This window comes from Dyadobacter sp. CY356 (assembly GCF_021440195.1).
Classification (GTDB): domain Bacteria; phylum Bacteroidota; class Bacteroidia; order Cytophagales; family Spirosomataceae; genus Dyadobacter.
The window spans coordinates 266,249-278,816 of sequence record NZ_JAJTSZ010000007.1 but is presented as its reverse complement, the minus strand read 5'-3'; the positions used below and the strand labels follow the sequence as shown (position 1 = coordinate 278,816).

Genomic DNA, 12,568 nt, shown 5'->3' with positions numbered 1-12,568 from the left:
TGTAGAATATCAAATCACTAAAAAAGAGAATACATGGAAAACGAAACTACTCCTTTCAAAAGAAAATGGGCAAAATGGAAATTTATTGCCATAGCCATTATTGCACTTGCCATTTTCGTTAAATTTTTTGTTTTAAAGGATGAGGAAGATGTAGCATTAGCGCCTATTGTAGAAATGGATCTCAGCAAAGTAGCTTTCAAAAGTGAAAAAGAAGTGGAAGCAGTTTTAGGAAAAGGTAAGCTCGACAGTTACTGGAGAGATGCGAACGCCGGTTGTGATAAATGTCCGAAGGTGATTTACAGGGATGGAAAAGTAGAAATTATTTATATCAACGAAATTGCAGATCGGATTACGATTAATAATCTTTCGGAGTATGATTTCAAAAATCACGTCATTCTTGGCCTGCTTGACTTGAATAGGGATATCAATCCAACTTTTGAAAACGACGAGGTGAAACGTTGGGATAATTATGAAAAGTACACTCAGATCGCTGCTTTCGCGAAAAAGGATAAGATCGAATATCTCTTGATAAAAAGTAAATCGAAGTAAGAGCTAGTTATTTCAGAGCGTAAAGAAGTCTTCTTTCAGCAGAGGACTTCTTTTTTATTTTGAGGAAAGGTTAACTTTATATTAATTTTTGATCAAATTTATTTGCATCGACAGAACCTGAATAATTGCTGTTACTTTTGTACTTCAATCCGATCGTTCCCTTATGCTTTCTTCAAATATTTACAGGCGAATTATGTTAGGCCTGATTTTCGGACCGGTGCTGCTTTCATCGTGTAACCGTCATTATACAGTTTCAGGGAATCAATATAAGGAATACGCCATTGATCAGTCAGCAGGCACTGATTCTTCCTTGGTCAAATATTATTTGCCATACAAAAAACAGATGGATGCGGAAATGAACCGCGTTATCGGCCGCTCGGATCAGGAATTAACAAAAACATCTGATCCTGAAACTTTGATGGGTGATTTTTTCTCTGATGCTATTTTGGCAGAAGGTTTGAAGAAAGATCCAACAATCCAGTTTACTTTATCAACCAAAGGAGGATTGAGGACCAGTTTTCCAAAAGGAAATATTTCGGTTTCAAATGTTTTTGAATTGATGCCGTTCGAAAATGAACTGGTGGTTTTGAAATTATCAGGAGCGTCCGTTCAAAAGGTTATTGATTTTATCGTAAAATCAAATGGACAACCCGTTGCCGGTATCCGGATGAATATCAGGGATAAAAAAGCAACGGATGTGATGATTGCCGGGAAACCTTTTGATATCAATCAAAGCTATAACCTGCTTACCTATGATTATCTGGCGAACGGTGCCGAAGGACTTGAATTTTTGAGCGAGGCCGCAGAAAGAAAAAATATTGACAAGAAAGTAAGAGATGCATTAATCGATCATATCAATGGTCTTACAAGTGCAGGAAAAACCATAAATACTCAATTAGATGGAAGAATTGTTGTCAACAACTAATCGCCGGGATTTTCTGAAAAGCGGTGGTGCGGCGGCTGCTCTACTGGCGTTAAGCGCTGCGCCTTTTTCAGCTTTTGCAAAAGATGAAACGGTGCAGCTTACCATTTTGCATACCAACGACGTGCACAGCCGTATCGAACCTTTTCCAATGGATGGATCCCGGAATCAGGGTATGGGAGGTGTGGCCAGACGTGGTGCTCTGATCAATAAAATACGTTCAGAGCAAAAAAATGTGCTTTTGCTTGATGCAGGCGATGTTTTTCAAGGAACTCCCTATTTCAATCTGTTTGGTGGAGAGCTTGAAATGAAGCTGATGAGCGATATGGGTTATGACGCGGCAACGATGGGAAACCATGATTTTGATAATGGTATTGATGGATTTGTAAAACAATTGCCACATGCCAACTTTCCATTTCTTGTCAGCAATTATGATTTTCAGAATACGGCATTAAAGGGCAAAACGCAGCCATATAAAATTTTCAAAAAACAAGGAATCAAAATCGGTGTTTTTGGTCTGGGAATTGAACTGGCAGGTTTGGTTGATAAAAAGAATTATGGTGATATCATTTATCAGGATCCTATTGCAAAAGCCAATGCAACAGCGGGTTTGCTAAAAAATGACCTGGATTGCGACTTGGTTATTTGTCTGTCTCATTTGGGCTATAAATACAAAGAGGAAAAAGTATCAGACCAGATTTTGGCTCAGTCAACAAGAAATATTGATCTTGTGATTGGTGGGCATACGCATACTTTCATGAAAGCTCCGGAAGATATCAAAAATCTGGATGGTAAGGTTACAACAATTAATCAGGTAGGTTTTGCCGGAATTAATCTGGGCCGTCTGGATTACTTTTTCAATAGAGGAACCGGTAAACGAATTATAACAGCCAGTGTTTGTCCTGTGCATGAAAATTCACTTGTGTAAATTGGGCGGATTGTAATAAAAAAAGAATAGCCTGGCTGTGTGAGCAACCGGGCTATTCTTTTATCTACAAAAAATTTCTATTCTACACGACTGAACTGCATGATCGGTGTTACACTTGTGAAATTAGGTATATCCGCAATAAGCGTTGGCCCTTCTGCATCCAGGCCAGACTGCAACGATTGCAGATCACTGAAATGAATTCCACAAATAAGCGCGTAGGCCGGTTCCGATCCGGGTGCGGGGCCTGAGATTCCAACTTCAACATCTACTTTCAACACACCCCACGGACCAAGTAATTCTTTGACCATTGGCGTATGAACGTCAAGGTAATAAGCCAGATTAAAATCGTCTTCGGCTGCGCGCGGGTATAAAACTGTTACTTTAAACATTGACTTGTAGTTTGAAGTGATTAAGGATTTTAAATGGGTTTTGGAAATTGATTAGTATCCGGATCAACTTCCACAAAACGTTATCAATTTAGTCCAAACTTTCGAAAGAACAGAAGATATATATGAGCTTTTTCCATTTATTATCGAAATCGGAATATCAATGCATTAATCCACTATCAGTTCCTGCTTCCACTTCAATTATTCGTGTAATCATCCGTCTTCCGATCAGAAAAACACAGAGTGCCAGGCTAGATGATATTGCCATGGCGAGCGTCATTGGAAACGTTGATGGCACTTCAAACAAACTCACAACAACCGAAATCGCCGCGCCCATCCCCATCTGGATTGCCCCCATCAGTGCAGATGCGCTCCCGGCATTTTGTGAAAAAGGAGCCAGTGAAAGAGCTGCCGCATTGGGATAAGTGAGACCGATACAACACAGGAAGAAAAACAGAAGTATAATGGTGAGCGTTAAGGTCAGGAAGCCGTTGTAGGATGCAAACAGCATGGCAAGACTTATGATGACCATACAAACCAGTGCAATATTGATCACTTGTTCACTTCTATATTTTCTTAGCAATAAGGTATTGATTTGACTTGATCCGATAAAACCTATTGATAAAAAGGCAAAAATCCAGCCATAAACTTTTTCATTGGTGTGAAATACCTCCATAAAAACCAGCGGAGATCCGGACACATATGCGAACAATCCTGCAAAAGCGATAGCACCAGTGAATGAATAAGTATAAAATTGCGGCTCACGAATTACAGAAAGAAAGTTTAGAATGATGGGTTTTGGCTTCAATGACAAACTGGTATCAGGTTTAAAACTATCAGGAAGCCATAAAACCGAAGCAATCAAAATGGCCACGCCCATGCCTGTCAAAATCAAAAATACAGCCTGCCAGCCAAAAGCTGCCGTGACATATCCGCCAACGGTTGGGGCGATCATAGGCGAAGCTCCCACGACCAAAAGTAGCAATGAAAAGACTTTCGCACTGTCCTTTACAGGGAAAAGGTCACGGACCATCGCGACTGAGGCAACTGCGGCGGCACAGCTTCCGATTGCCTGAACAAATCGCGACAAAATAAGCATATCAATCGTCGTAGACATCGCGCAGCCAATAGAAGCCAGAATGTAGACTGTCAGCCCGATGAACAATGGCTTTTTTCTTCCAAACCGATCAAGAAGCGGTCCGTAAAGTAGTTGTCCGGCAGAAATTCCTATGAAAAATCCTGATAAGGAAAGGGAAACTTTTGAGGCTGTTGTGTGCAGATCTTTTGCAATGGCAGGAAACCCGGGAAGATACATGTCAATTGAAAAAGGCCCTAATGCAGTTAAACTGCCTAAAATAAGAATAAGGTAAAAATAAGTTCTATTATTCATTTGGGGTACAAATTGGATACTGGACTGGTTTTTGATAACAGCGATAGATCAAAGTCGGTTCGTGGAATCACGAATTAGCGTTAGAAGTCCTGTTTTTCAGGCTTGTAGAATAAATTACTTAAATGAACGCTAAATGGATTTTTCTTGTAGAAGTAAAACTAACCCTTAACTTTACCCGAATTAATGATCTTGTTTGACGATGAAAAGTGACATAAGAACTGTTTCCCTCAAATCCTTTGCCTGGACAATAACCCTGATATTAATTTTAGCCTCTTTTGTATTTATCACGCTGATTACCAATTCGAAATCCGGTATCGTTCAAAATAATATCCGTGTGTTGAAAAACGGGAATGATAACTACCGTAGAATCGATACATGCATTTCTGTTTTATACGTGGCAGAAAATAACAGCCGGTTGTATGCTGTCACTTCCGACGAGAGATTTCTGGATCATTACACACTGCAAATGAAAACAGTTTCTTCAATTCTGGATGATTTTCAGGAAGAGAAAAAAAGACAATCGTTTTTTAATAATCTATATCTTCCACAACTTCTTGAAAATAAGCAGCTTAAAAATAGGGAGTTTATCCATTTGAAAAAAATGGTTGATGATCTCTTACGGTTTCGTGCCGAACAGAAACGACCTGATGTAACCGTCGCGATACCAATTACCAAGCCATACATTGTCAAAACAACCACGAAGGTTGCAAAATCTGATTCTGTTACGATTGTTCCAAGGAAGAAAAATAAGAAATTATGGAGAAGGCTGGTAGAAGCTGTTTCCAATAAAAACGGGGACAGCAGTGAAGTGAAGGTTGCTGCCTCAAAAACAACTACAACTTCCGCTGATTCCATTGCCCTGCATTCAAGAAAACCGGAAGTCATTAAATTATCGGTAAACGATAATTCCCTGGCCAAAGCGAGGCATGAGCTCAATCAGGCCGAGCTGGAATTGCTGGTGCTTAATAATAGAATTTTTTCTAATCTTCAATCCGCTTTAAAAGCATTGAAAATGGAAGAAATCAAAGATGTTGAAACTTTGAGAAATTCATTGCTGGTGCAGACATCTGATAACATGAATGAGCTCAATCAGTTGAGGTGGGGAAATGTAGCGATTGTGCTGATTTTGACACTGATGATTCTGTGGAATATTGTGAAACTATATAAAAGCGAAAAGAAAATTCTTGAATATAGTACGCTTGCTGTGGAGTCGGCCAAAAAAAAGGGAGAGTTTTTGTCACATGTGTCGCATGAAATACGTACTCCATTAAACTCAATCATTGGATTTGCGAGGCAAATTGATTTTGGAAAACCAAAAGAAGACTTGCAGATGAAAATCAATGCCATTAAAAATTCATCTGACGTATTACTTATGCTGGTGAATGAGATTCTGGATTTTTCAAAATTTGAAAGTGGAAAAATAAAACTTGTGGATCATAAGTTTTATCCGCTTGAAATGCTTGAAAACGTAACAGGCATGTTATCAGTTCTGGCTGGAAATAAGGAAATTTTATTGCATAAGCAATTTGAAATTGACTCGCGTTTAATGCTTAGCGGTGATGATTTTCGCCTCAAACAGGTTGTTATCAATCTTATTACCAACGCGATAAAATTTACACCGCAAAGTGGAGAGGTACATGTCCGTGCAAGTTTTGAAAAAACTAAGGAACAAAATGGAATGTTGAAGATCTCTGTAACCGATTCTGGCGTAGGTATTGAGGAGAAAAATTTGAAATTAATATTTGAAGACTTTACACAAATTGAATCAACTGACGAACGAAACAGACAACAGGGAACGGGTTTGGGATTGCCGATTTGTAAAAGAATTGTTGATCTGTTTGAAGGGACTATTGGTGTACAAAGCGAGCCTGGGAAAGGCTCTGTTTTTAAAATTGAAATTCCACTAGCTATGGCAGTTGAAAATATAAAGGCTGAGGAAGACAGCGGTATGACCGGTATAGGCAAACTTTTGAGAGACAAAAAGGTTTTGATGGTTGATGATATCAAAATAAATCTATTGCTGCTGGGTAGGATAATGGATAAAAATGCAATTCGTTACGACCTGGCTTCTGATGGTGAAGAGGCTTATCATCTATTCAATAATACAGATTATGATCTTATTATCACTGATGTGCAAATGCCCAAAATGGATGGATTACAATTGACCAAACTGGTCAGAAATGACCGTAATCTGTCAAAATCCGGCGTTCCTATTATAGGTTATACGGGTAATGTGGCTGACGAGGACCGTTCACATTATCTGCGGATGGGTATGAATGATCTGCTCGGAAAACCATTTACGGAAAGTGATCTTGTTGAAGTTCTTGAGAAAGTAATTTCATAATTATTTTTATATTCACGCAACTTGTTCTTTTAGTGGGGCATCTTCTCAAAAGCCGTGAAAAATTATAATTAAATTACTTCTATGCGTAATCTCTTTACTCAGGTCATTTTTTTATTCCTGTTACTATTAAATCAGGTTTATGCGCAGACCGGAAGTGGTGTAAAAGGCACTATCAAAACCCAAAAGGGCGAAGTCTTGCCTTTTGCAGCTATTGTCGTAAAAGGTACAGAGATCAGTACTATTTCAAATGAGGAAGGGAAATATCAGCTGGATTTAAAACCTGGCTATTATGAAGTGATTTTTCAATATCTGGGCTTTAAGACCGGGCAAAAATCGTTCACCATTGAAAATAAAATGGAAACATATGACCTGACCATGGAAGAACAGGCCTATAATCTGGGTGAGGTCAGGATTGGAAATAAAGGGGAAGATCCTGCGTATACGATCATGCGCAGAGCGATTGCGAAAAGCCGTTATCATTTTTTACAGGTTGAAAGTTATACGGCCAAAGCCTATTCAAAATCATCTTTTGTCATAACTGATCTGCCTTTGGAGTTTCTTTATAAGAAGGAATTGAAGGAAATTGAGAAAGAATCAAACTTCAAAAAGGGCGTTCCGATTTTAAATGAGAGTGTTTCTGAGGTTACTTTTCGCCAGCCGAATTCGTACAAGCAGCGTGTTATTGCGGCAAGAAATAGTCAGGATAATAACTTCGCCAGTGCCAATCAATATTTTCTTACAAGCTTCTATCAGCCCGAAGTTGTGAAAGCAGTTTCGCCTTTATCGCCGCGCGCTTTTGCTTATTACAAGTTTGAATACGAGGGCAGTTTTCAGGAGAATGGTGTGGAGATTAACAAAATAAAAGTTACTCCGCGGTCATACGGTGAAGGTGTTTATAGAGGAACAATTTATATTACTGAAAATCTGTGGAGTATTTACAGTCTTAATCTGCAAACGGTCAATACAGGTTTTAATATCGAAATAAAACAGGTTTATAGTCCCGTGCAAGGTGTTTGGATGCCAACCAACCAGCAGTTTCATGTGAATGGCGGGATTTATGGTATCAAAGGAAAAGGCGATCTGGTCATCTCACAAACATTTTCAAAGTTGAAAGTGAACCCTGCATTCCAGGCTGATATTGTGGTGGTGGATGGAAAAAAAGAAAAGGAGGAAGCAAAAAAAGTCGGACTTTCTAACCATGAAATAAAAACGCAAAAGCTTGAAGAAGTAGTCAGCAAACAGAAGGAATTCTCTGCGAAAAATCTGAGAAAGCTGATGAAAGAATATGAAAAACAGGATCTGAAAAAGAAAGAAGAAAAAGGTGAAGATATTGACATGAATTTTACCCGGAACGACTCAACCTCTGTGGATTCCATGGCAAACAGAAGGACTATGGCTTTCTGGGATTCTATCCGTTCAGTACCATTGACGGTTGCCGAAGTAAAAAGTTATACGCGACTTGATAGTTTGGTGATTATTAAAGAGGGAACGCAAGAGCAACGAGATAGCTTAAAAGTTTCGAAAGCAGACACCACAAAAAGGAAAGGCGGTGGAGGTTCTGGTGGTTCCATTGGGGATATTTTTACAGGTCATACATTTCGTTTTGGTAAGAAAAGTCCTTGGCGGCTTGAATACGTCAGTCCGCTTTATGGCTTGCAGGTCAATACTGTTGAAGGTTGGGTAATCAACGGCGGCGGCTTGAAATTGAGATACCATAAAGGTGCGCAGCCCAAAAAGAATTCGGATGAAATCAATATATCTACCAATGGTATTAAAAGAAATACAGTCCGTGACCAGGGCACATGGACGTTCAGCGGACTGACACGTTATTCGTTTTCCCGTCAAAAGCTGTTTGCTACGGGTGGTGTGGATTATGCCTGGAAACGTAATATGCTCAATTTTTCGGGAGGGAGAACTGTATCACAATTTAATCCCGAAAACCCGATGAGCCCTATTTTAAATAGCTTGACGACGCTTTTTCTGGAAAGGAATTTTATCAAAATTTATGAAAAGAATTTTGTTCGTCTTGACTTTTCAACAAATCAGAAAAACGAACATTTTGAGTTAAAAGCGAATGTGGAATATGCCGATCGTCAGCCACTTTCGAACCGGGAAAACACAAATCCATATTGTTTGATCGACTGGAAGAAACGTTCTTTTACGTCAAATGATCCTTTCAATTCTGAATTGGAAAATCAGTCTGAAACATCCAATGTTAACATGCAGCCACATCAGGCTCTGACTCTTGGTTTATCGGCGTATTACAAACCCTGGCAGAAATATAAAATCCGAAAAGGAAAGACAACTTTTTATAACGATGATTCTCCGAAACTTTCTGTCACATACCGCAAAGGAATTAAAAATGCATTTGGCAGCGACGTCGATTTTGATTTCATGCAGATTGGTATTTCACATGGATTTGACATCGGTATTCGGAGCAAACTCAGCTATAAAGTTGCCGCGGGTACGTTTATAAATAGAGATTCTGTACCGTTTCCTGACTTCCAGCACTTTGACGGAAACCAGTTTTTTTTCCAGTACGGCGATCCGATAGGTACTTTCCGGATGCTTGATTACTATCGGTATAGTACTTCAAAACAATTTGTGGAAGCCCACGCGTTGGCAGAATTACGCAAATTTTTACTTACTCAAATTACCTGGTTCCGGGTGTTGGGAATCAAAGAAAATTTCTTCGCACATTATCTGGCAACGCCGGATTCAAACAATTATGGAGAATTGGGTTATGCTTTGGACGTGGGCATACGTTTTCCTTTCCGTGTTGAAGTCGCCAATAGCTTCGAAGGATTTAAGTATAAACATACGGTTTTCAGGATTGGGACGACTATGAATTTTTCTTTGGGGAAGAAGTAGAAAAATGATGTAAATCTTACTTTTTGGGAATGAATTCCTGAAAAGAGTTAACTTTTTAGGAATTCATTCCCAAAAAGTTAACTTTCTTGTTACATTTTCTGCACAAACATAGTTTTCAAAACCATAACAGTTCTTTCCACTTTACCTTCAATTTCTTCTGCGTCGTCAGTCAGACGAATATTTTTTACAACAGTTCCTCTTTTTAAAGTCGTCGATGAACCTTTAACTTTTAAATCTTTAATCAGCTTTACCGAATCGCCTTCTGTCAGCAGCGTTCCGTTACCATCTTTAACTTCCATGAATAATTTTTTACTTTCTGATGATGTTCAATTTGGCGCAAAGGTAGATAAAAGGGTTTATATGGATGGATTTAGGATAATCCGGATAATGAAAACTGACGAAAATCATAAATCCTGAAATGCAAAAAAAGCTGCTTCCGCAATGGAAACAGCTTTTTGTAAGAACAGGAAATCCTAAGCGTCCAATGCTTCACGAAGTTCTTTTGCAGCAGCAGCCGGGTCAGCCGCGCCATAAATAGCAGCACCTGCAACAGCAACTTTTACACCAGAAGCTTTCACTGCGGTAATGTTGCTCAACTTAACACCGCCAGCAATCGAAACTGGTACACCAGCGCGGGAAGCCTCGTCAATCAAAACCTGGATTGAATATCCCGGCTGTGCCTGTTCGTCCAAACCAGCGTGTAATTCAACAAATTCAGCACCCAAAGCGATAACTTCCTGCGCACGTTTCACACGGTCCAAAACTCCGATTGTATCCACTACAACACCTTTTCCGTGTTTTTTTGCAGATTTTACCGCACCGATAATTGTTGCGTCGCCTGTTGCTCCAAGAATTGTAATCAAGTCTGCACCTGCACCAAAAGCCATATCTGCTTCGAGTTCACCTGCATCAGCTGTTTTGAAATCAGCAAAAACCAATTTGTCCGGAAATGCTTTTTTCATTGCTGTAATTACAGCCAAACCTTCACTTTTGATTAAAGGCGTACCCAATTCAATGATATCGATATAAGGAGCAACTTTTGTTGCCAGTGCAATTGCGTCTTCTGTTGTCAATAAGTCTATTGCGACTTGTAATTTTACCATGATTGTACTGTTTATTTAATTATAAATTATTGGTATTCAATTGTTAAATGAAATTCTATTCAAGATTGGCGTGACGTTTCCAAAGCTCTTCTGCCGGCGTCCCATCCAGTTTCCATAAAGTCTGGATTAAAGCATCGGTAAGAAGTAAAACAGATTGTTCAAATAAACTTCCGGCATATTGTTTAGAAATACTGCCGCCGTGATCTTGTTTTTGGGCAGCCGGAAGAATAGTGATATGGCTGGATAATTTAGCCAAAGGTGAATCCAAAGTGGTTGAAATTGTAACCACCTTTGCGTTAACAGAAACTGCTTTTTCAGCTGCTTTCACAATACTGCTGGTTGTTCCGGAACCCGAACCTGCAATAAGCAAATCGTTTTTTCTTATCGCTGGTGTTGTCGTTTCACCGACTACAAAAACCGTAAAACCCAAATGCATTAACCGCATCGCAGCTGCCTTCAAAGCCAACCCCGTCCTTCCAGCACCAACGATAAAAATCCGATCAGCATCTTGAATAAAAGGAACCATTTCTGCAACCTGATCAAAATCGATCTGACCTGCCAGCTTCTGATTTTCTTCGAGAATCATCGTCAGATTCGCCTGGATATCAGCCGCTAAATCAATATTTATTGTTGAACTCATTATCTCACTAAATATTTATTGAAATCTTGTTCATCAAGAAAATCCCGTAAATCAAGATCACAAAGGTACTTGGAGGTTACAGTGACGACGTTATACAATCAGCGCGATATGTTGGACTATTTGCTAACGAATAATTAATCGATTGCAGAATTTGCTAATTTTGGTGCCTAATTCGGAATATGGATTTAAAAGCTAAGAATTTACAAGATTGCAGTATTGATAAAAAATGGAAGAAACGAAGCTTAGTGTTGAGTTAAACAAAACGCTGATTTATATAAGAGATCTGGACAATTGTCCGCCGAGTTATCTTAATGATCCAAGCAGGAAGGAATTTTTTGAGATCGTCTGGCTAAAAAATGAAAATGCCCTGCACACCGTGAAAGGAGATGAGTTATTGAAGGGCGACTGGATATATCTGATACCGCCATACCGCGTCCATCAGCTAAATAAAGCAGGGAAGAAGGGCATTTTGTTATCCTTCAAAAGAGATATTCTGGATGATGATGTGAAGGAGTTTCTGCTGGATGTTTTTAAGATTTTCAATATTCAGGGAGAATTTTCATGTCTGCAAATCAGTGAAGAAACGGCTGGACAATTAGGGAAGGTATATCAGTTACTGGAAGAAGAATACCAGCGGGAAAACAACAGTCTGGTGATTATTAAAGCATTACTGAAAGTGTTTTTGCTGCAATTGGTTCGTATCAAAGAACATAATTTTACGGTGCAGGATATAAACGAAAAACGCGTTTACGAGTTTATGGTTTTGCTTGAAATGAATTATCAGCAGGTAAGGAACACAGATTTTTATGCAGGAAAATTAGGAATAAGTTCGAAACGATTGAATCAGATCTTGAAAGAAAAACTGGATAAAACGGGCATGCAATTAATCCACGACAGAATTATTCTGGAAGCAAAACGCCAGATTATCCATAGCGAGAATACGATTAAGGAAATCTCTTATGACCTGGGATTTACCGACCGACCGTATTTCAGTCGTTTTTTCAAACAACATACCGGATTATCGCCTGAGCAATTTCAGAATGAAGCAAAGGCACATATTGTAGCCAAGTTCAATACCTTATTCTGAGAGGCTAGACATTGCCTCTCAGAATAATTTTATCCGGTGTCGGATATTCTAAAAGCTTTGTGAAATCAACTTTCCAGAAATCAAGATCCAGTAAATGTCCTTTATCATCTTTGGTTAAAGTTATTACCACCGGCGTTTCATCCGAATCAACATATTCAACCTGGATCAGATCACCGGCATAAGCGGAAACATCACCACCCAGACTGATACTGCCCATTTTCCCGTCTTCATATTCGTCGACATACTCATCGACAGGAAATTCTTCAGGATTAAGATTTAATTGATTTAGCAAAAAATCGATCAGATCTTTCTCGTTCTGCCGGATTATTCTTTTTTCTCTCATTTGTA

The 12,568-nt window shown here is 39.1% G+C and carries 12 protein-coding genes; 6 read left to right on the top strand and 6 right to left on the bottom strand.

The window, feature by feature from the left end; all coding sequences use genetic code 11:
* The first annotated feature begins 33 nt into the window (after positions 1–33).
* The 3 genes from LXL81_RS22090 to LXL81_RS22080 all read left to right on the top strand — a co-directional run bounded on the left by LXL81_RS22090 (position 34) and on the right by LXL81_RS22080 (position 2,399).
* Positions 34–549: a hypothetical protein gene (locus LXL81_RS22090; protein WP_234648932.1), complete on the top strand. Its 516-nt coding sequence runs from the start codon at positions 34–36 to the stop codon at positions 547–549.
* A gap of 163 nt (positions 550–712) precedes the next feature.
* The gene (locus LXL81_RS22085; protein ID WP_234648931.1) at positions 713–1,474 is read left to right on the top strand and encodes a 5'-nucleotidase C-terminal domain-containing protein; all 762 of its coding nucleotides are present in this window, start codon (positions 713–715) and stop codon (positions 1,472–1,474) included.
* A complete protein-coding gene (locus LXL81_RS22080) occupies positions 1,449–2,399 on the top strand; it encodes a bifunctional UDP-sugar hydrolase/5'-nucleotidase (protein WP_234648930.1) in 951 nt (316 codons plus the stop codon). The genes LXL81_RS22085 and LXL81_RS22080 overlap by 26 nt, the downstream gene beginning before the upstream one ends.
* A gap of 77 nt (positions 2,400–2,476) precedes the next feature.
* On the opposite strand, the gene LXL81_RS22075 is transcribed toward LXL81_RS22080, so the two are convergent.
* Together LXL81_RS22075 and LXL81_RS22070 are read right to left on the bottom strand one after the other, a co-directional pair.
* Positions 2,477–2,788 carry an EthD family reductase gene (locus tag LXL81_RS22075; RefSeq protein WP_234648929.1) on the bottom strand — a complete coding sequence of 104 codons (312 nt, stop codon included), beginning with the start codon at positions 2,786–2,788 and terminating at the stop codon, positions 2,477–2,479.
* 157 nt (positions 2,789–2,945) lie between these two features.
* The gene (locus LXL81_RS22070) at positions 2,946–4,175 is read right to left on the bottom strand and encodes a multidrug effflux MFS transporter (RefSeq protein WP_234648928.1); all 1,230 of its coding nucleotides are present in this window, start codon (positions 4,173–4,175) and stop codon (positions 2,946–2,948) included.
* A 199-nt stretch (positions 4,176–4,374) separates the two neighbouring features.
* On the opposite strand from LXL81_RS22070, the gene LXL81_RS22065 reads away from it, so the two are divergent.
* Positions 4,375–6,519, top strand: coding sequence for an ATP-binding protein (locus LXL81_RS22065; RefSeq protein ID WP_234648927.1), 2,145 nt, complete (start codon positions 4,375–4,377; stop codon positions 6,517–6,519).
* Positions 6,520–6,600: 81 nt separating this feature from the next.
* A complete protein-coding gene (locus LXL81_RS22060) occupies positions 6,601–9,390 on the top strand; it encodes a DUF5686 and carboxypeptidase regulatory-like domain-containing protein (RefSeq protein WP_234648926.1) in 2,790 nt (929 codons plus the stop codon).
* A gap of 89 nt (positions 9,391–9,479) precedes the next feature.
* Here LXL81_RS22060 and LXL81_RS22055 read toward each other — a convergent pair whose 3' ends face one another.
* The 3 genes from LXL81_RS22055 to hxlB form a co-directional block, all read right to left on the bottom strand.
* On the bottom strand, positions 9,480–9,689 hold the full coding sequence (locus LXL81_RS22055; RefSeq protein WP_234648925.1) for an alkylphosphonate utilization protein: 210 nt from the start codon (positions 9,687–9,689) through the stop codon (positions 9,480–9,482).
* A 174-nt stretch (positions 9,690–9,863) separates the two neighbouring features.
* Positions 9,864–10,493: a 3-hexulose-6-phosphate synthase gene (gene hxlA, locus LXL81_RS22050; protein WP_234648924.1), complete on the bottom strand. Its 630-nt coding sequence runs from the start codon at positions 10,491–10,493 to the stop codon at positions 9,864–9,866.
* A gap of 55 nt (positions 10,494–10,548) precedes the next feature.
* Positions 10,549–11,133 (bottom strand): 6-phospho-3-hexuloisomerase, encoded by a 585-nt coding sequence (gene hxlB / locus LXL81_RS22045; RefSeq protein WP_234648923.1) that lies wholly within the window; start codon positions 11,131–11,133, stop codon positions 10,549–10,551.
* A gap of 226 nt (positions 11,134–11,359) precedes the next feature.
* Between hxlB and LXL81_RS22040 the strand changes: the two genes are divergently transcribed.
* Positions 11,360–12,220, top strand: coding sequence for a helix-turn-helix domain-containing protein (locus LXL81_RS22040; RefSeq protein ID WP_234648922.1), 861 nt, complete (start codon positions 11,360–11,362; stop codon positions 12,218–12,220).
* A gap of 4 nt (positions 12,221–12,224) precedes the next feature.
* Here LXL81_RS22040 and LXL81_RS22035 read toward each other — a convergent pair whose 3' ends face one another.
* Positions 12,225–12,563: a DUF6984 family protein gene (locus LXL81_RS22035; protein WP_234648921.1), complete on the bottom strand. Its 339-nt coding sequence runs from the start codon at positions 12,561–12,563 to the stop codon at positions 12,225–12,227.
* Positions 12,564–12,568: the final 5 nt, after the last annotated feature.

Excerpts from the sequence above, each read along its gene's own strand:
- LXL81_RS22090 (WP_234648932.1), top strand. The coding sequence starts at position 34 with ATGGAAAACGAAACTACTCCTTTCAAAAGAAAATGGGCAAAATGGAAA.
- LXL81_RS22085 (WP_234648931.1), top strand. The coding sequence starts at position 713 with ATGCTTTCTTCAAATATTTACAGGCGAATTATGTTAGGCCTGATTTTC.
- LXL81_RS22080 (WP_234648930.1), top strand. The coding sequence starts at position 1,449 with ATGGAAGAATTGTTGTCAACAACTAATCGCCGGGATTTTCTGAAAAGC.
- LXL81_RS22075 (WP_234648929.1), bottom strand. The coding sequence starts at position 2,788 with ATGTTTAAAGTAACAGTTTTATACCCGCGCGCAGCCGAAGACGATTTT.
- LXL81_RS22070 (WP_234648928.1), bottom strand. The coding sequence starts at position 4,175 with ATGAATAATAGAACTTATTTTTACCTTATTCTTATTTTAGGCAGTTTA.
- LXL81_RS22065 (WP_234648927.1), top strand. The coding sequence starts at position 4,375 with ATGAAAAGTGACATAAGAACTGTTTCCCTCAAATCCTTTGCCTGGACA.
- LXL81_RS22060 (WP_234648926.1), top strand. The coding sequence starts at position 6,601 with ATGCGTAATCTCTTTACTCAGGTCATTTTTTTATTCCTGTTACTATTA.
- LXL81_RS22055 (WP_234648925.1), bottom strand. The coding sequence starts at position 9,689 with ATGGAAGTTAAAGATGGTAACGGAACGCTGCTGACAGAAGGCGATTCG.
- hxlA (WP_234648924.1), bottom strand. The coding sequence starts at position 10,493 with ATGGTAAAATTACAAGTCGCAATAGACTTATTGACAACAGAAGACGCA.
- hxlB (WP_234648923.1), bottom strand. The coding sequence starts at position 11,133 with ATGAGTTCAACAATAAATATTGATTTAGCGGCTGATATCCAGGCGAAT.
- LXL81_RS22040 (WP_234648922.1), top strand. The coding sequence starts at position 11,360 with ATGGAAGAAACGAAGCTTAGTGTTGAGTTAAACAAAACGCTGATTTAT.
- LXL81_RS22035 (WP_234648921.1), bottom strand. The coding sequence starts at position 12,563 with ATGAGAGAAAAAAGAATAATCCGGCAGAACGAGAAAGATCTGATCGAT.